We start from the raw sequence: 26,936 nt of genomic DNA, 5'->3' as shown, positions 1-26,936 counted from the left end.
CTCTAAAGGAGTCCTTTTTACCATTCTACTGAAATCTTTGAACTGTCAATAGAAGCCAAATCTTTACAGCCTGTGAGTATCATAGCTTGATATAATTCGTTTTTCATATTGTTAAGAACAAGTGAAACTCCTTCTTTATATCCTCCAAAAGCTCCAATGACTATAGGTCTACCTATCAACACTCCATCTGCTCCTAAAGCTAGCATCTTAAATACATCAACTCCAGAACGTATTCCCCCATCTACAAGTACCATTATTTGTCCATCTATAGCTTCCTTTATTTCAGGAAGTACTCTTGCGGTAGATTGAGTATGATCAAGTATTCTACCACCATGATTTGAAACTACTATGGCTTTTGCTCCGACTTCTACAGCCAATTTAGCTTCTTCAGGAGTCATGATTCCTTTTAGAATGAAAGGCAAATTGGTTGAAGAAACTATTTCTTTTAATTCTTCAATGGTCTTTGGTCCAACAGGTTGTCCTTTAAGAGCCATAGTCACTAAACCTGCTCCATCTATATCCATTCCTACAGCTATTGGATTTATCTCTTCAGCCTTTTTTATATTTTGAATGACTAAGGAATTTTCTCTTGGTTTGATAATAGGAACACCTTTGCCATTAACTTCTTTCAATATATTAAGTCCTTCTTCATACATAGTTAAATCTGCTGAATCACCAATCATAGCAATAGTTCCTGAAGAGATGCTGCCATTTACTGCGCTATCTATATATTCTCTTTCAGTTAGAGCTCCTCCCATATTGAAGACACTACCAGTTATGGGTGCTGTTATAATAGGAAAGTCTAAATTTGTATTGAAAAACTTGAAATTTAAATCTGGATTTTTTGCATCGTGGATAGTTCTCAATTTTAGTTTAACTTTATTTAAATCTTCTACATTGATTTTGAAAGAAGATCCTGTCAGAGAACCTCCCATTCCTGGCACTTCTCCAGCACAGGCTACTCCATTGCAAACAGGGCAAACTCTACAATAACCCTTCATTTTCTCTCTTGCTATAGATTGAACTTCTTTTAAATCCATAATACACACCCCTTATATTTTCTTTTATACTGATAAATCAATTATATAATAAAATTTAAATTTGTACCAATTGTCTTGACATAAGGTTTAAATTTTGTTAAGTTTAAAAGAAAATATTATCACAAAGGGACGAAAAAATTCCCGTGTCTTGTGGTATACTATATATAAATTTAGATAAAATTATACAAAGAGGAGGAATTTTGATGGAGTTTGTTGGCGAAGGACTTACTTTTGATGATGTACTTTTGTTGCCTTGCAAATCTGATGTTTTACCCAAAGAAGTAAAAATAAATACATGGCTTACCAATAAAATAAAGCTTAATATACCACTTATGAGTGCGGGAATGGATACTGTCACAGAAGCCAAAATGGCTATTGCTATGGCAAGAGAAGGTGGTATAGGTATTATTCACAAAAATATGACTATAGAAGAACAAGCCATGGAAGTTGATAAAGTTAAAAGATCTGAACATGGTATTATAACGGATCCATTTTACTTATCTCCAGTTCATACCGTTTCGGATGCACTTGAGCTTATGGAAAGATATCATATTTCTGGGGTACCTATAACGGACAGGGATGGAAAGCTTGTAGGAATCATAACGAATAGGGATATTAGATTTGAAACGGATACTACTAAAGTAATAGACGATGTAATGACCAAAAAAAATTTAGTTACAGCTCAAACAGATATTTCAATGGATGAAGCATTGGAAACTATGAAAAAATATAAAATTGAAAAATTGCCATTAGTTGATGAAGATTTCAAGCTTAGAGGTCTTATCACAATAAAGGATATTGAAAAGTCGATTAAATATCCAAATGCAGCCAAAGATGATTCAGGAAGACTTCTTGCTGGAGCAGCAGTAGGGGTTACAGCTGATATGATGGACAGAGTAGCTGCATTAGTTAAAGCAAAAGTAGATGTTATAGTAGTAGATACAGCTCATGGTCATTCAGAAGGAGTTATTGAGGCAGTGAGAACTATAAAATCTAAATATCCAGATCTTCAATTAATAGCAGGAAATGTAGCTACAGGAGAAGCAACATTGGATTTAATAAAAGCAGGAGTAGATGCAGTAAAAGTAGGTATAGGACCTGGCTCCATTTGTACTACTAGAGTAGTTACAGGTATAGGTGTTCCTCAAATAACTGCAATCATGAATTGTGCAGAAGTAGCTAAATCCTATGATATTCCAATCATCGCCGATGGAGGAATAAAGTATTCTGGAGATATAACTAAAGCAATTGCTGTTGGGGCTAATGTAGTCATGATAGGCTCCTTGTTTGCAGGTACCAGTGAAAGTCCGGGAGAAGAAGAACTTTATGAAGGAAGAAGATTTAAAGTATATAGAGGTATGGGCTCATTGGGAGCAATGGCTGCTGGTAGCAAGGATAGATACTTTCAAGAAGGTTCTAAAAAATTAGTTCCAGAAGGCGTAGAGGGAAGAGTTCCATACAGAGGACCATTGGGAGATGTTGTATATCAGCTAGTTGGTGGATTGAGATCAGGTATGGGATATGTAGGTGCTCACAATATAAAAGAATTGCAAGAAAGAGCTAGACTTGTGAAGATAACAGGAGCGGGACTTATAGAAAACCATCCTCATGATATAAACATCACAAAAGAAGCACCAAATTATAGTAGAAGATAGGAAGGATGTGTTAAATTGATCTTAATAATGGATTTTGGTGGTCAATATAGCCAACTCATAGGAAGAAGAGTTAGAGAGGCAAGTGTTTATTGTGAAATAGTTCCATATGATTATCCTATTGAAAAGATAAGAGAAAAAAATCCTGAAGGAATTATTTTCTCTGGTGGTCCAGCTAGTGTATATGGAGAAAATTCTCCTAAATGCGATAGTGAAGTATTCAATTTAGGAATTCCTATTTTGGGAATATGCTATGGTAGTCAGCTAATGGCTCAAGTATTGGGCGGAAAAGTATCTAGAGCTACTACCAGAGAATACGGCAAAACCCAAGTAAACGTAGACAATAGTAGCTTATTGTTTAGTGGTTTAGATAATAGTATTACTGCTTGGATGAGTCATACAGATTTTATAGAAAAGGCTCCAGAAGGGTTCAAGGTAGTAGGAAATACTCCTATATGCCCTGTAGCAGCTATGGAAAATTTGGATAAGAAACTCTATGGAGTTCAATTTCATCCAGAAGTTGAGCATACGGAAAATGGAAGAGATATCATAAAAAACTTCTTATTTAAGATATGTAGTTGCAATGCAAGCTGGAATATGGAGGACTTCATCAATAAGACTGTTGCTGAAATCAAAGAAGAAATTGGAGATGGAAAAGCAATTTGTGCTCTTTCAGGTGGAGTGGATTCATCTGTAGCGGCAGTACTTGTACATGAAGCTATAGGAGACAATTTGACCTGTGTATTTGTAGATCATGGTTTACTTAGAAAAGATGAGGCAAAACAAGTAGTAAAAGTATTTAGAGAAGAATTTCATATGAATCTTATAGCAGTAGATGCAAGAGAAAGATTTTTAAATAAATTAAAAGGTGTAGAAGATCCTGAAAGAAAGAGAAAAATTATTGGAGAAGAATTTATAAGAGTATTTGAAGAAGAACAAGGAAAACTTGAAGAAATAGATTATCTAGTTCAAGGAACTATCTATCCAGATGTAGTAGAAAGTGGCATAGGCAAATCTTCAGTTATAAAAAGCCATCACAATGTAGGTGGGCTACCAGAAGATGTAAATTTTAAACTTGTAGAACCTCTAAGACAATTGTTTAAAGATGAAGTAAGAGAAGTAGGAAGAAAATTGGGACTTTCAGAAGAAGTCGTAGAAAGGCAACCATTCCCAGGCCCAGGTCTTGCCATAAGAGTATTGGGAGAAGTAAATGAAGATAAACTTAAAATTGTAAGAGAAGCAGATTATATCTTTAGAGATGAAATCAAAAAAGCAGGACTAGACAAAGAAATCTGGCAATACTTTGCCCTACTACCTAATATAAGAAGTGTAGGAGTAATGGGAGACGAAAGAACCTATTCCTATACAGTAGGACTTAGAGCTGTAACAAGTATAGATGGTATGACAGCCGATTGGGCTAAGATACCACTAGACGTACTAGAAAAGATTTCAAACAGAATAGTCAACGAAGTAGAACATGTAAACAGAGTAGTATACGATATAACAAGCAAACCCCCAGCAACAATCGAGTGGGAATAGTACTGTAGGTTACTACCCCTGTCAGGGTTGGCGAGGCTTGTACTGACTATAGGGAGCTATAAGTCCGCAACCTACGGCGAGAGTAGGTAGAGCAAGCTCTAAATTATAAATTAAAACCTGATAATGGTTAGAAATAGCTGTTATCAGGGCTTTTCATACCATTTACTGAAAATTGAAAAAGGACAAGATATATGATTTGGATTGAAATACTAATCGTGTATTTGTGAAGGGGGACTTAAAAATAAAAAAGGTATTTTTATCTATTATTATACTGGTGGCTTGTGTTGTATTAGCTCCTAAGATAGCAATAAGTCAAACAGGGAACAATAGATATATTCCTATACTCATGTATCATCATATTGTAGAGGAAGGAGAAAAAACAGATAAAATTAGAGTGACTAAGGAAAGATTCAAAGAGGATACGGAGTATTTAAAAAAGGAAGGATATACGACGATATCCTTCAAAGAATTAATAAAATACAAGGAAGGCAAGGGGAAACTACCTAAAAAGCCTATTATAATAACTTTTGATGATGGCTATAAGGATAATTATGAATACGCTTATCCAATATTAAAAGAAAATAATATGAAAGCTGCTATATTTGTAATAGGCTCAAGGATTGGGAAAACAAATTTTAATAATGACCCAAAATACAATTATTTTTCTTGGGATGAAGCAAAAGAAATGTACAATAGCGGACTTATTGAAATACAGCCTCATTCTTACAATCTACACTATTACAAAGAAAGTAAAAGCCATGGAAACGGAGTATTAAAAAGAAAAGGGGAAGACAAAAGTGCTTATTATGCTAGAGTCAAAAAAGATGGAATACAAGCTATACAGATTATAAAGGATAAATTAGGCTCTGAGTCTTATGTTTATGCTTATCCCTATGGAAAATATAATAGAGCTACAGAAAAGATACTAAAAGAACTAAATATTAAAGTCACCCTTACCACAAGAAATAGATATGCAAATATATCAAAAGATTTATATGGTCTTAAGAGGATAAATGTAACATCCTATAAAAAACTAGAAGATTTATTATATTAAAAAGTATGCAAGTGAAATTATAAACATTCAAAAATAGAGATTATATTTGTAAGTATTATATTATATCTAGAAGATATGGAAAAGATATGATATAATTTAACTAACAATATGGAAGGGGTGTACAGATGAATATATTTCTTGCTAAATAATGAATTAAATAAGCACAACTATTTTACTTGCTTTAAGCAATATCTATTTTGTTGTGCCAATTTTAGCGAGAAATCTCTTTCAATATATTTATTTAACAAAGATAATTATGGTATTTTTGCAATATTAGTTGAGAGCTTTCTGTTCTCAACTTTTTTGTTGTGTGCCCAGCATGGGCAACAACTTGGTGGTGAAAGTCCACTACTAGCAAATATTATGCTAAACGAACTAGACCAGAAATTAGAGGAATGGGGCTACCTATATGTAAGATACGCAGATGACCTTTTAATATTTACAAAAAGTAAAAGAGCAGCTGAAAGACAATATGAAAGAGCCAGTAAACATATAGAAGGTAAATTAAAACTCAAAATAAATAAAGAAAAGACCCAAATATCTAAGTTAAGTCAAATAAAATATCTAGGATATTCATTCTACAAGTACAGAGGGAAATGTAGGTTTAGGATACACCCTAAAAGCATTAAAAGACTAAAAGATAAACTAAGAACTGTAACAGGTAGAAGTAACAGAATGAGCATAGAAGGAAGAAAACTAAAAATCAATCAAATAATAAGAGGTTGGGTACAATATTTTAAATTAGCAGATATGAAAGGTATTATGCAAGATATTGACGAATGGTTAAGAAGAAGAATTAGAATGATAACATGGAAAAGATGGAAAAGGTTAAAGCAAAAAGTGAAAACCTTCAGAAACTTGGAGTAGCTAAAGGAAAAGCATGGCAATGGGCAAATACAAGAAAAGGCTACTGGCACATAGCCAACAGCCATATACTTGCAACAACCCTAACTAATGCTAGGTTTGAAAAACAAGGATATTTAAGCTTTTATAAATATTACCTTGAAGTCAGAGTGTAAACTATGGAACCGCCGTATACGAGAACCGTACGTACGGTGGTGTGGGAGGTCAGTAGATAAAATAATTATCTACTTCCTACCCGATTTTAAATATGGATTCTTGCTAAAAATCAAATTATGAAGGGAGAATCTTATATGGCATTGATTGATATTCGTAATTTAACCTTTGAATACCCAGGAAGCTTAGAACCTGTATTCAAAGATTTAGATTTACAATTGGATACAGATTGGAAATTGGGATTTATAGGAAGGAACGGGTACGGGAAAACCACTTTTTTAAAACTTCTAATGGATCAATATCCTTATAAAGGTTCAATTACTAAATCGCTTCCCATGGCTTATTTTCCTTTTTCTATTGATGATTATAGTATTATGACTTTAGATTTATTGGAGACATTACAACCCAATTTTGAACTGTGGAGATTGCAAAGGGAAATGAATCTATTAGAAGTGGAAGAAGAGACTTTATACCGCCCATTTTCAATATTAAGCGGTGGAGAACAAACTAAAATCCTTTTGGCTTTACTATTTGCAGAAGAAGAAAGGTTTTTACTTATTGATGAACCTACGAATCATTTAGATATCCATGGTAGAGATGTAGTGGCAAAATATTTAGAAAGTAAGAAGGGATTTATACTTGTATCCCATGATAGGGAATTTATCAATAGTATAGTAGACCATATATTAACTATAGAGAAGAGTAAAATAGTTCTCCAGAGGGGAACCTACGATACTTGGGAACAAAACAAGAACTTAGAAGACAAATATGAATTAGAACAAAATCAAAAGCTCAGAAAAGAAATTAGAAGGTTGAAACAGTCGGCAAGGGAAAAGTCTACGTGGTCTGACAAGGTAGAGGCAACTAAAATTGGTTCGGGCCCAACAGATAGAGGTTATATAGGTCATATGGCAGCTAAGATGATGAAACGTTCCAAGACCATAGAAAAAAGATATGAAAAAGCTATAGAGGAAAAGGAAAAATTATTAAAAAATATAGAAACCATAGATAAATTACAGATGAATGTATTAAATCATCATGCAAAACAATATATAAATGCAGAAGATTTTACAATTGCATATGAAAACAACAATATTTTCAAACCTATACAATTCACAGTTGAAAAGGGAGATTGCATTGTATTTAAAGGGGATAACGGAAGTGGTAAATCTAGCATTATAAAAGCAATCTTAGGAGAAGGTGTGCCTTGGCAAGGTAGATTTGAAATTGCAAAGGGAATTACTATTTCCTATGTTCCACAGAAATTCAATTATGTTAATGGAAATATAAATGAATTTGTCAATGAAGAGCAATTAGACAAAACAAAATTTCTAACTATTCTAAGGAAGCTAGGTTTTTCAAGAAATCAATTTGAAATTCCTATTGAGAATTTTAGTATGGGACAAAAGAAAAAGATATTCTTGGCTAAGTCCATATGTGAAGAAGCACATTTATTTATATGGGATGAACCGCTTAATTATATTGATGTAATCTCTAGAATTCAGATAGAGAATATGATTTTGGAATACTCACCAACAATGATTTTAGTAGAACATGACAGAAGATTTATTGAAAAAGTAGCCACTGATATTATAGAATTATCAAAGTGACCCCATACACAACCAATATGCTTTTGTTTTTTCTAAAAGTGTATTGCAATTTTATCAAAATTGTTATATTGTATATTAGAAATCAAATTGTAAGGGGGATGCAAAATGAAAAGAGCAATTGCTTTATTGTTAATAGTAGTTTTAGCTATTTCAATTGTTGGTTGTACATCTAAGGAAGAGGAAGTCATTAAAATGGGATTTGTTCCTATGAAAGATGGAGATTCATTAATAGAATCTGTAGAGCCATTGACAGAAATGCTATCTAAGGAATTAGGTGTTAAAGTAGAAGGATTTACTGCTACAAATTATGTAGGAGTAGTAGAAGGATTAGGCTCAGGTCAAGTTGATTTTGGTTTTATTCCACCATTTGCTTATGTATTAGCAAATGAGGAAAGCAATGCAGAAGTTATATTAACAGCATTAAACAAATCAGGAGAGGCAAAATATCGTTCACAATTTCTAGTAAGAAAGGATAGCGATATAACCAGTTTTTCAGATATAAAGGGTAAAAAAGTAGCTTTTGTAGACCCATCTTCAACATCTGGATATTTATTTCCAGGAGCACATTTGATAAACGAAGGGATAGATATAGAAAAAGATATAGAATATGTATATGCTGGAGGACATGACAAGGCATTGCAATTGCTATTAAATGGTGACGTAGATGTGGCAACTACTTTTGTAGATGCAAGAGACAGATATAAGGAAGATTTTCCAGAAGCTATGGAAAAGACTGAAGTATTAGGCTATACTGATTATATCCCAAATATATCTGTAACTGTTAAAGGAGACATGGAAGAAGAGCTTAAAGACAAGATAAAAGTTGCATTATTAAACATTGCAAAAACTGAAGAAGGTTCAGAACTTTTAAAGACTTTATTCAATATGTATGGATTTGAAGAGGCAACAGATGCAGATTATGATATTATAAGAACTACAGCAAAGACGATGAATATTGACTTAAAAGAAGCCGAATAGGAGTGAGTGCAATGCTTAAAATAGAAGATTTAACTGTTTCCTATGATGGCAAAACATTAGCAATAGATAATATAAATACAGAAATTAAGCAAGGAGAATTTGTAGGTATAATAGGTTCTTCTGGTAGTGGAAAATCTACTTTACTAAAGTCTATAAACTTATTAGTTACACCTCTAAGTGGTAAGGTATACATAGATGATGTAGATATTACAAAGCTAAATAATTCTCAGCTTAGAAATATAAGAAGACAGATAGGATTTATTTTTCAAGATTATAACTTAATTGAAAAGTCTACCGTCATAGACAATGTATTAATTGGAAGGCTTGGATACAAGTCTTCCCTAAAGTCTTTTTTTGGATTGTTCAATGATGAAGACTATGAAAGTGCAAGCAATGCATTAAGACAAGTAGGTTTAAGCAAAAAAATGTTTGAAAGGGCAGAAGAGTTGAGTGGAGGGCAAAAGCAAAGAGTAGCTATTGCTAAGACTCTTTGTCAGAAACCAAAGATTATTTTAGCAGATGAGCCAGTATCTAGCTTAGACATAGCTACTTCTCAAAGTATAATGGATTATTTTAAGGTTATTAATGATGAGAAAAATATTACTATAATGATTAATCTTCATGATGTAAATCTGGCAAAAAAGTACTGTCATAGGATTATAGCTCTTAAAAATGGTAAAATTCTCTATGATGGGAAAGTAGGTGATTTGAGAGATGAACTCCTTAAAGAATTATATAGCCAAGAATAAAATACATAAAAGCTTATATTTTTTAGGAGCGATAATTATTTTGATTTTTCTTGGGTTTAAGGTAGAATTTGATTTTGTAAAACTACATAAAGGTATACCTAGTATGTTTAATCTTTTTCAAAGAATGCTAAAGCCAAGTATATCTTATGGGGTAGAAGCATTTGACAAACTAATTGAAACAATTCAAATTGCTATAGTATCATCTATTTTAGGTGTATTGGTAGCATTACCTTTTTCTCTTTTAATTGCAGACAATATTGCTCCAAATAGGTATATATCAGCCATACTAAGCGGAGTGTTTTCTTTTCTTAGAACTATACCAAGTTTAATATGGGCAGCGATTTTAGTGAGTATATTTAGTGTAGGAAAATTTTCAGGAATAGTTGCCCTTACTATCATTGCATTTTTGATAGCGCTGAAATTATTTAGAGAATATATTGAAGGGATTAAAGAAAATCAATTAAATTCAATCAAATCAGTAGGTGCTAATTCTACACAAGTTTTAAGGTATTGTGTTTTACCTCATATATTAGAATTATCTATTTCTATTTTTTTTATTGTACTTGAGACAAATATCCGCGGTGCAACTATTTTAGGATTGGTAGGTGCTGGAGGAATAGGTCAGATTATGTGGAGGGATTTAAATCATCTTAGATATGACAATTTATCCACGTTAATATTAATTTTATTTTTTACAATTTTGATTATAGATGTACTAAGTTTATTTGTTAGAAAATATCTTATAAAAAAAGCTGTAAGATTTAAATCTATTGATAACTATAAAAAATTTCAGCTATTTAAGATTTTTTATATACCTATTTTAGTAATAATACTATTTTTATTTGCTTTTAGCTCTTTGAATATTACCTATGATAGATTTATATTAGGATTAGGGCAGGGCAAAGATGTCATATCGAGAATGATAAGAATAGACCCCAGTTGTTTTTCTAAGCTTATAGAGGGAATATTAGAAAGCTTTTTTATAGCTGTATTTGCCACAATAGTAGGGGGATTATTTGCTTTAGTTCTTTCATATCTAACAGCATACAATACATCACCTAGCAAAGGAGTTTCTATATTTTTAAAGGGAGTTATAAATATTTTAAGGACATTTCCGCCAATTGTAACAGCAATAATATTTTTTAGAGGAGTAGGACCGGGACCCATGGCTGGAGCTATGGCTCTTAGTATTTATACAACAGGTGTGCTTACCAAAATGTATAGTGAAGTGCTGGAAAATGAGGGGAAAAACATACAAGCTAGCATAACAACAACAGGAGCAACTAATTTGCAGTCTTATAGGCATGGACTACTACCTCATACATTCCCAACATTTATTAGATTGGCATTATATAGATTAGAATCAAATATTAGAAATTCTACTATTCTAGGAGTAATCGGTGCAGGTGGAATAGGTACTACATTAGTTATGAATATAACGTGGAGAAATTGGGAAAAGGTAGGTTTTCTACTTCTTGGTATATCCATAATGATAATAATAATAGATAAATTAAGTCAAATGGTCTCCAACTATTAAAGATGATGTAATAATAGATATAGGAGCCTTCCATAAACCTAGTTTTCCATCCGACCCCGCCTGTGCATGTGGCGGCTTTTATGCCGCCCAGTATTAAAACAAAATTTAGATTGGAGGTGTTAATATGTCTATTTTGCGTTACAAAATTCTAATTTTTCTTTTAATTTTAGTGTTAGTATCTGGATTTCTTGTAGCTTGCGATAATATGCCTAACAAGTCTATAGGAGAGAATGATTCTTTTATAGTATATACCAAAGAAGATGGACTATATTTTTCTTATTTAAATAATGGAGAAGAGACTGAAGTTCATGAAGGAAAAGAATTTAGCTATCCCATTATTTCAAAATCTGGAGATTACATAGCCTATACCAATAAAGATAGTCTTTATATATATGATATGAAAGAAAAGAAGTATGAAAAAATAGCAGATAAAATTGCTTCTTATGATTGGACAGATGATAAAACTATAGTGTATGCTACTAATGAACCAGGTTTTACAATGTTTAATGTATTAACCAAAGAAAAAACTGAACATTTAGACGAATACTACTATGATAATTTTAAAGCTTCTAATAGAAATATTATTTATGGCATAAAGATAAGCAAATGGACGACGGGAGAAGGAGATTTTGCTGTCAATAATGGTATCATAGAGATAAATTTAAATGAGTATGATTCAAAAAACAAGACATTTTCAACAAATATAATAATAGAGGGCCGGAAATCCACTGATGAAATGATTGGATATGACCCTGTTATATGGGATGTAACAGAAGATGGAAAGTATATTTATATTATGGAGAAACCTGCTTCAGCTTCATTGAGTGCAGATGGAATAGGCATAGGGATATATGATGTGGAGGAAAAGACACATACAGAGTTTACAGATATAGCAACATTACCTCATAAAAACCATTTATCTATAAATCCAAAGTATAACAATTTAATTGGTCTAATTGAAGGTGGCAATAGGGATATGATTATGAATAAAGAAGTTATTTTATTAGATATAAATGAGGATAAAACATATAAAACAATTAAATTTATGGATAAGGATTTGGTTGCTATGACTCCAAGTTTTACGCTAGATGGAGAAAAATTATTATATTCAGCAACTAAAAGTTTAGAGGATGTTTGGGAAATGGACTTTAACAAGGCGTATGATGATTGGGAAAATCAACCACACAATATTTACGAAGTAGATATAAAAACTTCAAAGACAAAGAAAATAACAGAAGGGGATTATTTCGATTTCATGCCTATAAGTATATCTAAAGATGAAATATTATTTAGTAGATATAAAGGCAATGGATATTACAGTCTAATAAAACTAGTTGATGGAAAGGAAAAAATATTAGCAGATAATATTATACTTGACTATCACAATGAAGGCAGAGCCTTTGGGTTTTATGGACATCTAGAGACAGAAAAGAGTATGGATATATTTTCGGGAGGTGTTTTTATAGTAAGCGTAAAATAGCCCCTACCTATTAAAAATGGAGGCCATACATTATATACTATTCTTTGTTAGGAACTTTACATTGAGTGTATCTTTTTCTAATCTTTTGTAGTAGAGCCAAAAACCATTGCGGTTAAACTATTGGCTCTACAATCTTCAATTTTTTAGTCCAAATTTTTCTTTCTCCTTCAGTCATTTGAGATAATTTCCCTTATTGTTGATATTTAAAGGTATTATCTCATAGAAAGTATTTCTTTAAAATGTGGGATAGATTTGGCACTTATGAACCTTTGCCTCTGTCCCTTTATGAATCAATGAAACCTTTTTTACGCCAATTACCTTTCTTAAAGAAAATAATAGTTATAATAGCTCCTATTGTCCAAGACATAAGTAGAGAAATAAAAATGGATTCAGGCCTTCCTGTAGGATATGCTTCACTTATAGTCAAATAAGCAATACCATAAGCTATTGGAACACGAACAAAAACTGTTGTAACAAGTGAAATCCACATAGGTGTCATAGTATCACCAGCACCACGCATTACACCAGATAGACTTTGAGTTATTGCCATTGCAATATATCCCACTGCAAGAATTCTCATCATGTGTACACTTAAATCAACTAATTCTTTAGTGTCAGTAAAAACACTCATAAGATATTTACCAAAAATCAGAAGTAAAATAGTTATTGTAATAGAAGTCCCTACAGCAATCATAGTACCTTCCTTAGTACCTCTTTCTACTCTATCCATTTTTCTAGCTCCTATATTTTGACCAGCATATGTTGTCATAGCACTACCAAATGAGAAGTTTGGCATCATGGCAAATCCATCTACACGCATTATAATTACGTTAGCAGCTATGACCATTTCACCAAAACTATTAGTTAATGATTGTACTACAATCATTGCAAGAGAAAAAATAGCTTGTGTTAATCCTGATGGTAAACCAAGTTTTATTAGTCTATGAGAATATTCCTTATTTAGTTTCAACATTTTCAGATTTAAATCAAAACTATTTTTAGATTTCATTAATTTTATAATGGATAGAATAGCTGAAAAACCTTGTGCAATAATAGTTGCAAATGCAACTCCAGGAACGCCCATATTAAACTTAGCAACAAAGATAATATCAAGTACTACATTTAAAGCAGTAGAAATCAGTAAAAAAATAAGAGCTGAGATTGAATCCCCAAGTCCTCTTAAAACTCCAGATAATATATTAAAATAAGCAAATCCTGCAATTCCAATAAAAAAAATGGTTAAATAGTCTGTGCACCAATCTATAATAGATTTTGGTGTCTTAAGAAGTGAAAGTAATGGACGAGCAATAATTGGTCCAATAATCATAATTGCTATTGAGGCTATAGCTGTCAGTGATAAACAGACACCAATAGTGTGGGATAGTTTTTCTCGATCTTTAGCCCCAAAATATTGAGCTACCATTATACTAGCTCCTACAGAAATTCCTACAAATAGAACTAGCAAGAGATTTAATATAGGAGAAGCACTACCAACTGCAGCAAGGGCATTGTCACCAACATATTTGCCTACAATAATGGAATCAGCAGTATTATATAATTGTTGGGCAACATTTCCTATTAGCATAGGTATCGCAAACTCTATAATTCGCTTCCAGGGAGGACCTTCTGTAAGATCCTTCGGGGCGAATAATTCTTTTAAATTTACCATATTTGTCCCTCCAAAAATTAAGATATATCTAAAATTATATCACATTTTAAAACATAGTAATAAACAATATTTAATTTATATTGCTACAATCAATAATATAGTTTAGGAGTAGTAAAAGGCAATGAAACTTTCAGAAATTTAGTATTTGACAGTTGTAATTTTTCGTGATAGTATCTATTTAGAATTTAATATAGTGACCATTTGGTACAATCTTAATGATTGTTTAAAAGGGAAGTTCGGTTAAATTCCGACACGGTCCCGCCACTGTGATAGATAGAACCTTAAGTTTGCCACTGTACTTAAAAGTATGGGAAGGTTTAAGGTTTGTTATTCTTAAGTCAGGAGACCTGCCAATGGGAAAAGCTGTTTATTACTCACGAGGATGGGGAGAGGCTATTAAAAATAGGTTAAGCATATGATTTATTCATATGTATTAAATATGTCTGCTTAATCTAATTATTAATAATGCTCTTTCTATAACAATAGAAAGATTTTTTTATGTTTATAATCCCGTGGTAATAACTCAGCAAACTTTTGCTGAGTTTTTCATTTTATATAAAAGAAATGGGAGGGAAAAGTATGAATATTCATGAGTATCAAGCAAAAGAAATATTGAGAAGCTTCTGTATACCTGTACCTAATGGCAGAGTTATTTATGATCCAGAAGATGCTGAGAGAGCTGCTTGGAGAATAGGTACTGATATTGCAGTAGTGAAATCACAAATTCATGCTGGTGGTAGGGGAAAGGCTGGAGGTATAAAAATAGCAAATTCAATAGATGATGTCAAGAAGTATTCTAAAGAATTAATAGGTAAAATCTTAGTGACACCTCAAACTGGGCCTAAAGGAAAGGAAGTAAAGGCTGTTTTGATTGAAGAAGGTTGCGATATTTTTAAAGAATACTACTTAGCTTTTGTTTTAGATAGAGAAAAGTCAAAGATAACTCTTATAGCTTCTGAAGAAGGTGGAACTGATATTGAAGAAATATCAAAAGAAAAGCCTGATATGATATTTACAGAATCTATAGATCCATTGCTTGGAGTATTAGAATTCCAAACAAAAAGGATAGGTCTTAATATCAATATTCCACAGGAATTGATAAATCAATTTGTAGAAGTTGTAATGAATTTATATAAATGCTTTGTGGATAAAGACTGTACACTCCTAGAAATAAATCCTTTGGTACTAACAGCAGATAAACAATTGTTAGCTTTAGATGCAAAAATGAATTTTGATGAAAATGGTTTATATAGAAATAGGGATATAGATAATTATAGGGATTTAAGTGAAGAAAATGAAAAAGAGATAGAAGCATCAAAGTATGGACTTTCATATATATCACTAGACGGCAATATTGGATGTGTAGTTAATGGAGCAGGATTGGCAATGGCTACAATGGATACTATCAAATACTATGGAGGAGAACCAGCAAACTTTTTAGATGTTGGAGGAGGAGCAACAGAAGAAAATGTAACCAATGCATTTAAAATAATAATGTCTGATTCTAGAGTTAAGGGGATTTTTGTCAATATATTTGGTGGAATAATGAAATGTGATGTTATCGCTAAGGGAATTGTAAATGCAGCTAAAGAGTTGGCATTAAATATTCCTCTTGTGATTAGACTTGAAGGAACAAATAGGGATTTAGGTATGGAAATACTAAAGAATTCAAAACTTAATATATTTACTGCTAAAGATATGGATGAGGGGACTAAGAAGATAATTAGTTTAGTTCAATAATTTTGTGGGAGGGTGGCTAAGAATGAGTATTTGGGTTGATAAATCTACTAGAGTAATAGTTCAAGGTATAACGGGGAAAACGGCTTCTTTTCATACAAAGCAAATGCTTGAATATGGTACAAATATAGTTGCTGGTGTTAGTCCTTTTAAAGGAAACACAAAAGTGGAGGGTATAAATGTGTTTGACACTGTGAAACAAGCTGTTTATGAAACTAAAGCAAATGCATCTATTATATATGTTCCTGCAAAATTTGCTGCAGATGCAATTTTAGAGGCAATTGATGCAGAACTAGAACTGGTAATTTGTATAACAGAGCATATTCCAATTAAGGACATGCTAATTGTAAAGAATTATTTGAAAGGTAAAAAAACTAGATTGATTGGGCCCAATTGTCCTGGTATAATAACACCAGGAGAATGTAAGATTGGTATTATGCCTGGATATATTCATAAGAAAGGAAGAATTGGGATAGTATCACGTTCTGGAACTTTGACTTATGAAGCAGTTCATCAATTAACTGAAAGAGGAATAGGACAATCTACAGTAGTAGGAATTGGGGGAGATCCTATTATAGGGACAGATTTCATTGATGTATTGAAAGCATTTAATGATGATGATGATACTGATGGAGTTGTTATGATAGGAGAAATTGGAGGAAATGCAGAAGAAAAGGCTTCCCTATGGATTAAGGAAAACATGAAAAAACCTGTAGTGGGATTTATTGGTGGCAAGACTGCACCTAAAGGAAAGAGAATGGGGCATGCAGGTGCCATTATTTCTTCAGGAAAGGGTACTGCTGAACAAAAGATAAAGACAATGAGTGATTGCGGAATATATATTGCAGAAACTCCTACAGCTATTGGAGATACTTTAGTGAAAGCACTTATGTCTAATGATTTGCTTAAACAGTGCATTTAGTTTAATAATATTAGGGGGATGAGTATGAAAAATACAGCAAAGAAAAATAAGAAAATTAAATTTCCTGGGATGAGGGTTATTAAAACAGTTATTGCAGTATATATATGTTTTTTGCTTTCTTTTCTTAGAAAGACATCCCCTTTTTACTCAGCTATAGCTGCGATATTATGTATGCAAAATGATCATGAAAATAGTTTTAAAACTGGAAAATCTAGAATGATTGGGACATTAATTGGAGGAATGTATGGATTTATTGCTATAATGGGGATTAACTATTTTAATATTGAGTTGTTTAGTTATCTACACTATTTAATTTTAAGCTTATTTTTGATTCCTATTATATATACAAACGTACTATGTAAATCTGCAAGTTCATCGTATATTAGTTGTGTCGTATTTTTAAGTATTACAGTATCTCATGGTGGGGATGCATCTCCATTGTTATTTGCATTAAATAGGGTAATTGATACATTGATAGGAATCATAGTCTCCCTTTTTATAAATAAGATAATTTAATGGGATAGCGGGTGTTCTCGCTATCCCATTAAATTTAAATCTAGTCTTTAAAGTCTTTAAGACGTTTTTCTAAAGCCAAAATTTGTTTTTCTAATTCTTTAGGCAATCTATCACCATATTTTTTGAAATCTTCCTTTATAGAGGCAACTTCTTCTAACCATTCATATTTATCAATACTAAGTAATTTTTTCATATTAGTTTCACTTATATTAAGTCCATCGGTGTCAATTGCATTTAGAGTAGGCATATACCCTATAGGAGTTTTAATTGCTTCGCTTTCACCTGAAACCCTTTCAAATATCCATTTCAACACACGACTATTTTCTCCAAATCCAGGCCATAACCAATCACCATTTTCATCTTTGCGAAACCAGTTAACATAGAAGATTTTAGGTAAATTATCTGGGCTTGTCTTTTCTCCAATATCTAACCAATGTTGTAAATAGTCTCCCATATTATAACCACAGAAGGGCAACATAGCAAATGGATCACGACGTACCTTGCCAATATCATCAGATATGGTGGCAGCTGTAATTTCAGATCCCATGACGGAACCCATGAATACTCCATGTGCCCAATCAAAACTTTCATGTACTAGAGGAACAGTATTTGGTCTACGTCCACCGATTAATATTGCAGATATAGGCACTCCGTTGGGGTCATCCCATTCAGGTGCGATTACTGGACATTGTTGCGTAGGAGCTGTAAATCTAGCATTTGGATGGGCAGCCAATCTATTATCCTTTGTAGTCCAATCATTACCTTGCCAATCAATTAGGTGTTCAGGTGCATCATAGCCAATACCTTCCCACCAAATATCTCCATCGTCAGTTAATGCAACATTTGTATAAATGGTATTTTTGGCTATAGTTTTCATTGCATTGGGATTGGACTTCATGGAAGTTCCTGGAGCAACACCAAAGAAACCAGCTTCAGGGTTAATGGCATATAGACGTCCATCTTCACCAAATTTCATCCATGCAATATCGTCTCCAATAGTTTCGATTTTCCAGCCAGGAATAGTAGGTATTAGCATAGAAAGATTAGTTTTACCACAGGCACTTGGGAAGGCACCAGTGAAATATTTTACATCTCCTTTTGGATTTGTAATTTTTAAAATCAGCATATGCTCTGCCAACCAGCCTTCATCCCTAGCCTGAACAGATGCAATTCTTAGTGCAAAGCATTTTTTACCTAAAAGTGCATTTCCACCATAGCCAGAGCCATATGACCATATTGTTCTTTCTTCTGGAAAATGACTTATATATTTTTCTTCAATAGGAGCACAGGGCCAAGTAGAATCTTTTTCTCCTTCAGACAATGGAGCACCTACTGAATGTAGACAAGGTACAAATTCTCCATCCCCAAGGGCTGCAAGTACTTCACTTCCCATACGAGTCATGATACGCATATTAACTACGACATAAGGGCTATCAGTTAATTCAACTCCTATTTTAGATGCTGTAGAACCTATAGGTCCCATTGAAAATGGAATAACATACATTGTTCTCCCTTTCATACAATTTTTATAGAGTTTTTTCATAGTATCCTTTAGTTCCGTAGGATCGATCCAATTGTTTGTAGGACCCGCATCTTCTTGGTTTTTAGAAGCTATGAAAGTTCTATTCTCAACACGAGCTACATCCGATGGGTCACTGCGAAAAAGATAGCAGCCTGGTTTTTTCTGAGGATTTAATTTTATGGCTGCACCACTTTCTGCCATTTTTTCTAAAAGGTGAAGGCTTTCCTCCTCTGAACCATCACACCAGTGAATTTTATCAGGTTGACACATATCTGCCATTTCTTTTACCCAATTTAACAATTTTTGATTGGTAGTCATTTTACTAATCATCACCTACTCCTCCACAATTTAAGTATCCTAAATAGGACCAGCTTATAACAATAATATATTAGCATAGAAAGAAAAGGTTTTCCAGTTATAATTGCATTATTTATTCGTTTAACTTATATCTAAAAAAATATATATATCTATTTACCAAAGAGATTTGGTTAGGGCGGTCTAACCACAGTGGATAATAAAAGTGGATATAGAATTATAGTAACATATTATCGAAAATGCTACCATGATTGATTAAATCCTTAATTCCATAAAGTGCTTGAGAACCTACGTCACCTAATGCGACTAGTTTCATAATAATCCCACTTATTTATGACAATTTTAATTACAAGAATAATTCGAAGCCTTTTAAATCTAAGATATACAAATATCCATATTTGACAATTATCTAATTTAGAGATATAATAAAAGAAATATGAAAAATATAATTACGAGGGGGTAGGATAGTGAAATTAATTATTGAGAATAAACCCAATGTCTATTGGGAAGCAAATGCTATTGTAAGAGAAATTTTAGATCGTGAAAAAGGAGAGCCTGTACATATCATTGAAAACAAGGATCGTTTTATAGTTTCTGAAGATGAAATCAATGAAAAATACAGCGATTTGATTAAGTTTTATGTAAAGGTTTTTGATGAATCAATAGATGTTTTAAAAGATTATCCAGAATGGAAAGAATTATTCAGCATCCAATCAAACCAAGAGGATTACGGATTTTTTGAATCGTTGACTAGGTTTACCAATGCAAAGGAAGTGGATGAACTATCGAAAACAGAATTTTTTAATGCTTGTTATTATCATCTTCGAAACATAAATGCCGAAGCAGAACAAGTAGATCTAGATGACATGGAAGAGACTAAAAAAGCTCTTGAAGAAGTGAAGGATAGAGCATTTGATGCAGAATATTATATAGGAAAAATTATGGCTTCTGAGTTAGATAATGATGAAAAAATTAAAATGATGGATTTGTTTCAACATGCAGATGAAAGATTTGCTGCTTATGTTGAACTTATTCAAAGAATCGAAAAAATTTATTTGAAATATTATGGTGATGTAGAGCATTATGTTAGGTCCAAAGTAGAATTGTTTTCTTCTTCAGGGAAAGATGATGCTAAAAATACTCCAATTATAAATTATATGGATATTGAACAATCGAGCTTCCGAAGTGCTGAACCTATTCATTTATATTTTTCAATTATTAATAAAGGTACTTTTGGAATGACAATTATTATGGATGAATCCATAAGACCAAATATGATTTTTGGTATTTTATTTGAAGAACTTACAGAGTTACTTAACAAGGAAAAACATGATGCGGAACTTTTCGTTGAACAAATGAAAGCTTTGGGAGAAGAAAATCGATTTAATATTATGAAACTGTTAAGTCAAAAACCACACTATTTAAAAGAGATTGCTTGTACTGTAGGGCTTACTCCTGCTACAGTGTCGCATCATATGGAACAATTAATTAAGGCAGAGCTAGTTTATATGACTACTGAAGGACGAAAAGTTTATTATCATGTGAATGATAAAAAAATTGAAAAGTTGGGAGAATTATTTGGCCAATGGTCAAAAGGAGTGTGAAAAAATGAAATATATTCAAGCTGCATCTAAGAAAAAAACCATCCAACGGATGATTGAACCTATCACCAAAGAGATTTGGTGGAGTATGATTTTATATGGAATATCAGGCGGTTTGATTCCTGCATTATCTGTTTTTTCTATGGAATGGATTACGAGTAGAATTTTAAAAAGCAATGTGGAAATTAGAGAAGTGATAAAAATTATCGCCCTCGTATCTTTGGCTGGTTTTTGTTTAGAAGTTATTAAAACACAGACTGAAAGGCGAAATTATAATAAAATTAACTTGATTCGAATGAATTTTTTGAAGGAATTGATGCATAAGACAATGACTATGGATTTGAAGTATTATGAAAATACAGAATTTGCAGATGAAATGGAGTCTTGTTTTATTGCTGTTTCAAGTAACAACAATGGAATTGAAGGCATTTATCATACAGTCTATCTATTGGGTGCTAAATTATTTGGAGCAATTTTACTTGCTATTGTTCTAGCTCAAATTAATTTTTGGATTGTAGTAGTGATTGTTTTATCTGTATTGATTACATTTTGGACATTGACGAAAGTATCAGATGCACATTACCAAAGGAAAGAAGAATTAAATCAAGCAGAAAGAAGAAATTTTGGTTATGGACGTCTAACTACAGATTTTAGTTATGGAAAAGATATTCGAATTTATAATTTTCAAGATCGTTTTTTACAAAGCTATGAAAATGAAATCCAAAACCTAGAAGATATATATAGAGATTTGTTTTTAATCGAAAGAAGATTTTCATTATTATCCATTTTGGGATTGGTATTTGCCGATCTATTTGTTTACTATATATTAACGACCAATGGTATGTTGACATTTCAAGTTTCAAAATTCGTTATGTATTTAACTGCAACCAGTATATTTTCACTTATGATGAATGAGATTACAGAGGATTTTGCAAATATACATAAAGAATTTGCCTATTGTAAAGATGCGATTGGTTTTTTGGATATGAATCTTATTACGGAAGAATCAGATAAAAGCTATGCACCTAGTACACCAATATCGGTAGAGTTTGAACATGTTTCTTTTAAATATCCGAATTCTAAAAAATATGTTTTTGAAGATTTATCCTTTAGAATTGAACCTTCAGAGAAGCTTGCACTAGTAGGTGTTAATGGAGCTGGGAAAACCACAATTGTGAAATTGCTTACTGGCCTTTATCGTCCGACTTCAGGCAGAATTCTTATTGATGGAATTGATTATACGCAGTTTAGTATTGAGGATTTACATGAATTGTTTGGAGTGGTTTTTCAAGATGTTGAACCATTGGCAGTGACAATTAAGGAAAATATAGCTGCTAGTTCTAGTGATATTGATGAAAAAAGAGCAAAAATGGTTTTGAAACAAGTTGGACTTTGGGATAAAATTAGCCAGTACGAAAAGGGAATAGATCAAATGCTATTAAAGATTATTGATGAAGATGGTGCTGTTTTGTCAGGTGGAGAAAATCAAAAACTTATGATTGCAAGGGCGCTTTATAGGAAAGGAACACAAATGATGATTATGGATGAACCTACAGCAGCATTGGATGCACTTGCCGAAGAAAAGATTTATCGTGAATTTGATCAAATTATGCAAGGAAAAACCTCATTATTTATTTCTCATAGGCTAGCAAGTACTCTTTTTTGTGATCGAATACTATTATTAGATAGCGGAAAAGTGTTAGAAGAAGGAACTCATGATGAATTGTTGAATTATGATGGACTTTATGCTCATATGTTTAAAACTCAAGGAAAGTATTATCAGGAGGTGGAGGAAAGTGAAAAACAGGCAAGTGCTGAAAGTATTTAATAAAACTATAAAAGAAATCATGCCTTCCATATATTTATGGTTGTTTATTGGTGCTATTGCAAGTACACTAAATACTTTATTGACCATAATGATTCCCAAATTGCTTATTGATGCAGTTATGGAGAAGGTGACTATTTCCCATCTCTTGAAAATGCTATTAGTCATAGGAGTATCAAAATATGTATTATTAGAAGCAAATAAATGGATTATGGTCAAACAAAATTATCAAAAAGGAATCCTAAATCAGAGGACTATGAAAAGATTTGCAAAAAAAATAACTGCTATTGATTATAGTTATTTGGAAGATCCAGATATGTTGGATTTAAAGGAACGAGCTACTTTTGCTGTCCAGTCATATGGTGCATTGGAAGTTATTGTAAATTCAATGATTAAATTTTTAACCGCAGTATTTACTCTCATTGGAATTAGTGGAATTATCATTCAATTTAATTATTTATTTTTGTTGATTATTTTTGCATTATCAACACTTAGTTTAGTATTTAGCTATCGTATAGTTATTGAAACTCAAAAATCAGTACAACAGGTTATTCCTATAAATCGTAAATATAATTATTATGTTGGGCAGTGTTTGAATGGTTGTCAGCAAAATGATTTTAGAATCTATAATATGAGTGATATGATGGTAGATAAAATTACAGATTTAAATATGGAATCTATGGGATGGTCTGATAAACTTTATATTAAACTTGCAAACATACTGTCAATCCAAAGTTTAATAAATCACTTAACACAATTTGTTACTTTTGCCTATGGAGCAATTTGTGTACTTTCTACGCAGTTTGGACATAAAATCACATTAGGAGAATTTACACTTTTGGTAGGAGCTAGTCAGCAATTTTCTACTACATTTATGTCTGCGGTTGAAAGCTATTTTAAGTTTATTGAATCTCTAAATTATTTAGAGCCTTTTGCTCAATTTATGGCTTTGCCTGAAAGTGAAGAAAATCATGGTGAGATTGTACCTGAAAGTTTTGAAACATTGGAATTTCACAATGTATCCTTTTCTTATCCAAAAAGTGAAAAAAAGATTTTAAATCGTATTAGTTTTAGTATTCATAAGGGTGAGAAAATATCAATTGTTGGATTAAACAATGCAGGGAAAAGTACCATTGTAAAATTAATTTGCCGTTTTTATCGACCTAATGAAGGGGAGATACTTTATAATGGCAGAAACATAGAAGAGTATGATTATGGTGAGTATATGAAAATACTTGCGGTTGTATTCCAAGATTACAAGCTGTTCCCATTTACTATAAAAGAAAATATAGTAGCAGGAAGAACCGATGTGTCCGATGAAGAAATTTGGCAGGTATTAGAGGAAACCAATATCAAAAATGCTATTTGTGAATTGCCAAAAGGGTTGGATACTTATTTGGATAAACATATACATGAAGATGGCACGGATTTTTCTGGAGGGCAACGTCAAAAACTTGCAATTGCAAGATCAGTTATAAAACAAGGTGAGCTTGTTATATTAGATGAACCAACTGCTGCTTTGGATCCGTTGGCAGAAAGTGAAATTTATGAGGACTTCCATCGATTAGTGCGAGGGCGAACCGCTATTTTTATATCTCATAGGATGAGTTCTTCAGTTTTTTGTGACAAAATATTGTTGTTGCAAGATGGAGAGATAAAAGCTTTTGATAGTCATACCAATTTGATGAAACAAAACAATCTTTATAGTGAATTATTTACAACCCAAGCTAAAAATTATCAACTGCAAACTATATAGAAAAATGCGACAGCGGGGACGGTTCTCGCTGTCGCAAAATGCTTCAAATGGAAGCTTTTTTTATTTCGCTTTTTCTAATTCTTTCATGATTTCCTTATAAATTTCAATATAATCGTAAGGAATAGGCTCTTCCTCATCTTCCTCTTCTTCTTCGTCTCCAAGATCTCCACCTTGTATATATTTAACGAGTTTTCCTTCATCGTTCATAAAGAAAATTGATGGAAGGTATTTCAATTCTGTTTCAGCAATTTCACTGATATGGTCCCAAGCTTCTTTTGTCATACCTACTGTGTAGAATGGATAATCAGTTAATTCTTTTTCTGGATTAGGTGATTTTTTCTGATAATTTCTTAGAATATCTGATTTATAATAATTTTGATGATCATGTACCATTGCTATAATTTGTGCATCTATTCCGTTATTGTCAATGTACTCTTGGAAAGGAATCAATCCTTCAAGATTGAATATAGTCCATGGGCACCATGGAGCGCCAGCAAAAACCAATGTGATTTTCTTTTCTTTTACTTTTGCGTCAAAGGCTTCTTTGTTAAATTCTTCTATATCGTTTTTCTCGAAACTTATAAGAGTATCTCCAGTTTCGTAGATATTTCTAATATAGAATTTTTTCCCTAATGCTTTATTTAAGGAAGAGATTGAGCAATATGTTTCTCCGTCAATATTAAAGGCACCTAAATCAACTTCTTTTCCATCTACTAATACTTTGTGTGATGAAGGCTTAATATTAGCGTTTGTTAAATCAATTTTTCTTTTATCAAGTTCATTTTGTTCATATGTGGCTCCAGTTGTAATAATAATAGCCTTTTCCTTTGCATCAAAATCAACATTAAATTTAGCTTCTGTGTCTTTTAATGCAAAAGCCATGTCTCTAAGTCTAACTCTGGTAATGGTATAAGGCCCATCCTCATCTTCAAGATTTAAGACGATTCTACGAATAGGCATAATTTCTCCTGCATCATTTAATGTAACTTTTTCATCAAAAGATGCTTTAGGCAACTTTGCAGCCCCCTCTGCAAAAGCCCCCATTGAGAATACTGATAGCAACATGCTTGCCATTAGTATTGCTGCTAGTTTTCTTTTCATATCAAATCCCCCTTTTTATAAAAATATTTAAGTATATACTAATATACTATCACTTCGTCTAATAAAAATCAAAGAATATAGAGAATTTTCAGATTTTATATTGGGGTCTATAGCTTTCGATTGGATTAATTTGATATAATATTGATTTGGGATTACTTATGTAAATGTTTAGCAAATACTATGAAAGTAAAGGTGACAAAGATGCATATGGTAGAAGTTAAAGGCATTTTATCTAGTAAAAATGGGATGAATTTGTATCGCGGTTGCTCCCACGGATGCATTTATTGTGATTCACGAAGTAGATGTTATCAAATGCAGCACGATTTTGAAGATATAGAGGTCAAGAGAAATGCCATAGAGTTGTTGGAGGATGCTTTAAAACGAAAACGGGAAAAGTGCATGATTGGTACAGGTGCTATGACTGATCCATATATTCCATTGGAAATGCAATTACAACACACTAGGCAGTGTCTACAACTTATTGAGAAATATAACTTCGGATTAGCCATACAGACCAAATCTAATAGAATACTTAGGGATTTAGATATTTTAAAGCATATTAATGAAAAGACTAAATGTGTTGTACAAATGACACTGACCACATTTGATGAGGATTTATGCCGATTAATAGAGCCAAATGTCTCTACTACAAAGGAGCGGTTTGAAGTATTAAAAGTAATGAAGGACAATGGAATTCCTACAGTAGTTTGGATATCTCCAATTTTACCCTTTATAAATGATACAGCGGAAAATATAAACGGAATTTTAGATTATTGCGAGGAGGCTGGGGTAAAGGGCATCATCTGTTTTGGTATGGGGCTGACATTGCGCAATGGAAATAGAGAATATTTTTACAGAGCTTTAGATGAGAAATTTCCTGGATTAAAAGAACGGTATATACAATCTTATGGAAATATGTACGATGTTAGGAGCAAAAATAATCAAGAATTGATGGAGCTATTTTATAGAAGATGTAAGCAAAAAGGAATACTATACGATCCAAATGTTGTTTTTAGCTACCTTAATACATTTGAACAGAAAAATTCACCTCAACAGATTAGTATTTTTGATTTATAAGATATAGTGAGATATGAAATTTTCGATTTGAGCATTGACAATTTTTATATAATGTGTTAACATATTCTACAATTATAAAGTGAGTGTATCTAGGGCATGCTTGAAGTGGAGCTGTGCTTAAGCGGTACAGGGAAAGTTTCTTGTACATAGAAATTTCCTACACGCAGATTAAAATTAAACCTGCGGAGTCACTATTTAAAAAGTGATTCCGCAGGTTTTTTATATATAAATATTATTAT

21 protein-coding genes and 1 riboswitch are annotated in these 26,936 nt (G+C 32.4%); of the genes, 17 read left to right on the top strand and 4 right to left on the bottom strand.

Translation table 11 applies throughout. From position 1 onward, the window contains the following. Nucleotides 1–17 precede the first annotated feature (17 nt). Nucleotides 18–1,040: an alpha-hydroxy-acid oxidizing protein gene (locus ACFWUA_RS02455; RefSeq protein ID WP_416198585.1), complete on the bottom strand. Its 1,023-nt coding sequence runs from the start codon at nt 1,038–1,040 to the stop codon at nt 18–20. Nucleotides 1,041–1,243: 203 nt separating this feature from the next. On the opposite strand from ACFWUA_RS02455, the gene guaB reads away from it, so the two are divergent. The 10 genes from guaB (at nt 1,244) to ACFWUA_RS02405 (ending at nt 12,656) form a co-directional block, all read left to right on the top strand. Further along, a complete protein-coding gene (gene guaB / locus ACFWUA_RS02450; RefSeq protein ID WP_416198584.1) occupies nt 1,244–2,695 on the top strand; it encodes an IMP dehydrogenase in 1,452 nt (483 codons plus the stop codon). Between the two features lie 15 nt (nt 2,696–2,710). Further along, a complete protein-coding gene (gene guaA / locus ACFWUA_RS02445; RefSeq protein ID WP_416198583.1) occupies nt 2,711–4,231 on the top strand; it encodes a glutamine-hydrolyzing GMP synthase in 1,521 nt (506 codons plus the stop codon). A gap of 223 nt (nt 4,232–4,454) precedes the next feature. After that, nucleotides 4,455–5,285 carry a polysaccharide deacetylase family protein gene (locus ACFWUA_RS02440; RefSeq protein WP_416198582.1) on the top strand — a complete coding sequence of 277 codons (831 nt, stop codon included), beginning with the start codon at nt 4,455–4,457 and terminating at the stop codon, nt 5,283–5,285. 138 nt (nt 5,286–5,423) lie between these two features. After that, complete coding sequence (locus ACFWUA_RS02435; protein ID WP_416198581.1) at nt 5,424–6,152, top strand: group II intron maturase-specific domain-containing protein; 729 nt, start codon at nt 5,424–5,426, stop codon at nt 6,150–6,152. Further along, nucleotides 6,095–6,304, top strand: coding sequence for a hypothetical protein (locus ACFWUA_RS02430; protein WP_416199211.1), 210 nt, complete (start codon nt 6,095–6,097; stop codon nt 6,302–6,304). The genes ACFWUA_RS02435 and ACFWUA_RS02430 overlap by 58 nt, the downstream gene beginning before the upstream one ends. 135 nt (nt 6,305–6,439) lie before the next feature. Further along, nucleotides 6,440–7,912: a ribosomal protection-like ABC-F family protein gene (gene abc-f, locus ACFWUA_RS02425; protein ID WP_416198580.1), complete on the top strand. Its 1,473-nt coding sequence runs from the start codon at nt 6,440–6,442 to the stop codon at nt 7,910–7,912. A gap of 105 nt (nt 7,913–8,017) precedes the next feature. Further along, the gene (locus ACFWUA_RS02420) at nt 8,018–8,890 is read left to right on the top strand and encodes a phosphate/phosphite/phosphonate ABC transporter substrate-binding protein (RefSeq protein WP_416198579.1); all 873 of its coding nucleotides are present in this window, start codon (nt 8,018–8,020) and stop codon (nt 8,888–8,890) included. Between the two features lie 11 nt (nt 8,891–8,901). Then, on the top strand, nt 8,902–9,639 hold the full coding sequence (gene phnC, locus ACFWUA_RS02415) for a phosphonate ABC transporter ATP-binding protein (protein WP_416198578.1): 738 nt from the start codon (nt 8,902–8,904) through the stop codon (nt 9,637–9,639). Next, on the top strand, nt 9,605–11,176 hold the full coding sequence (gene phnE, locus ACFWUA_RS02410) for a phosphonate ABC transporter, permease protein PhnE (RefSeq protein ID WP_416198577.1): 1,572 nt from the start codon (nt 9,605–9,607) through the stop codon (nt 11,174–11,176). The genes phnC and phnE overlap by 35 nt, the downstream gene beginning before the upstream one ends. 124 nt (nt 11,177–11,300) lie before the next feature. Further along, nucleotides 11,301–12,656 carry a hypothetical protein gene (locus ACFWUA_RS02405; RefSeq protein ID WP_416198576.1) on the top strand — a complete coding sequence of 452 codons (1,356 nt, stop codon included), beginning with the start codon at nt 11,301–11,303 and terminating at the stop codon, nt 12,654–12,656. A gap of 283 nt (nt 12,657–12,939) precedes the next feature. Here ACFWUA_RS02405 and ACFWUA_RS02400 read toward each other — a convergent pair whose 3' ends face one another. Further along, the gene (locus ACFWUA_RS02400) at nt 12,940–14,325 is read right to left on the bottom strand and encodes an MATE family efflux transporter (protein WP_416198575.1); all 1,386 of its coding nucleotides are present in this window, start codon (nt 14,323–14,325) and stop codon (nt 12,940–12,942) included. A gap of 185 nt (nt 14,326–14,510) precedes the next feature. After that, nucleotides 14,511–14,695: riboswitch (cobalamin riboswitch) on the top strand. Nucleotides 14,696–14,904: 209 nt separating this feature from the next. On the opposite strand from ACFWUA_RS02400, the gene sucC reads away from it, so the two are divergent. Genes sucC through ACFWUA_RS02385 form a run of 3 tightly spaced genes read left to right on the top strand, consistent with a single transcriptional unit; the run spans nt 14,905 to nt 17,500 of the window. Continuing rightward, complete coding sequence (sucC, locus tag ACFWUA_RS02395; protein ID WP_416198574.1) at nt 14,905–16,065, top strand: ADP-forming succinate--CoA ligase subunit beta; 1,161 nt, start codon at nt 14,905–14,907, stop codon at nt 16,063–16,065. 22 nt (nt 16,066–16,087) lie between these two features. Further along, complete coding sequence (sucD, locus tag ACFWUA_RS02390) at nt 16,088–16,984, top strand: succinate--CoA ligase subunit alpha (protein ID WP_416198573.1); 897 nt, start codon at nt 16,088–16,090, stop codon at nt 16,982–16,984. 24 nt (nt 16,985–17,008) lie between these two features. Next, the gene (locus ACFWUA_RS02385) at nt 17,009–17,500 is read left to right on the top strand and encodes an FUSC family protein (protein ID WP_416198572.1); all 492 of its coding nucleotides are present in this window, start codon (nt 17,009–17,011) and stop codon (nt 17,498–17,500) included. Nucleotides 17,501–17,540: 40 nt separating this feature from the next. On the opposite strand, the gene ACFWUA_RS02380 is transcribed toward ACFWUA_RS02385, so the two are convergent. Continuing rightward, entirely contained in the window at nt 17,541–19,352 is a 1,812-nt protein-coding gene (locus ACFWUA_RS02380) for a phosphoenolpyruvate carboxykinase (GTP) (RefSeq protein WP_416198571.1), read from the bottom strand. 452 nt (nt 19,353–19,804) lie between these two features. Here ACFWUA_RS02380 and ACFWUA_RS02375 point away from each other — a divergent pair, with 452 nt between their 5' ends. From ACFWUA_RS02375 to ACFWUA_RS02365, 3 genes are read left to right on the top strand one after another with little or no spacing between them, the layout of a single operon-like run. Further along, nucleotides 19,805–20,941, top strand: a complete 1,137-nt coding sequence (locus tag ACFWUA_RS02375; protein WP_416198570.1) for an ArsR/SmtB family transcription factor — start codon at nt 19,805–19,807, stop codon at nt 20,939–20,941. A 4-nt stretch (nt 20,942–20,945) separates the two neighbouring features. Beyond that, the gene (locus tag ACFWUA_RS02370) at nt 20,946–22,766 is read left to right on the top strand and encodes an ABC transporter ATP-binding protein (RefSeq protein ID WP_416198569.1); all 1,821 of its coding nucleotides are present in this window, start codon (nt 20,946–20,948) and stop codon (nt 22,764–22,766) included. After that, on the top strand, nt 22,735–24,519 hold the full coding sequence (locus tag ACFWUA_RS02365) for an ABC transporter ATP-binding protein (protein ID WP_416198568.1): 1,785 nt from the start codon (nt 22,735–22,737) through the stop codon (nt 24,517–24,519). The genes ACFWUA_RS02370 and ACFWUA_RS02365 overlap by 32 nt, the downstream gene beginning before the upstream one ends. Before the next feature lie 60 nt (nt 24,520–24,579). Here ACFWUA_RS02365 and ACFWUA_RS02360 read toward each other — a convergent pair whose 3' ends face one another. Next, the gene (locus ACFWUA_RS02360; RefSeq protein WP_416198567.1) at nt 24,580–25,620 is read right to left on the bottom strand and encodes a hypothetical protein; all 1,041 of its coding nucleotides are present in this window, start codon (nt 25,618–25,620) and stop codon (nt 24,580–24,582) included. A gap of 180 nt (nt 25,621–25,800) precedes the next feature. On the opposite strand from ACFWUA_RS02360, the gene ACFWUA_RS02355 reads away from it, so the two are divergent. Continuing rightward, nucleotides 25,801–26,697, top strand: coding sequence for a radical SAM protein (locus tag ACFWUA_RS02355; RefSeq protein ID WP_416198566.1), 897 nt, complete (start codon nt 25,801–25,803; stop codon nt 26,695–26,697). Nucleotides 26,698–26,936: the final 239 nt, after the last annotated feature.

The organism is Sporanaerobacter sp., assembly GCF_047830725.1.
GTDB lineage: Bacteria > Bacillota > Clostridia > Tissierellales > Sporanaerobacteraceae > Sporanaerobacter.
Note: the sequence above shows the minus strand (reverse complement) of the source record. Positions and strands in the feature narration are given on the sequence as shown.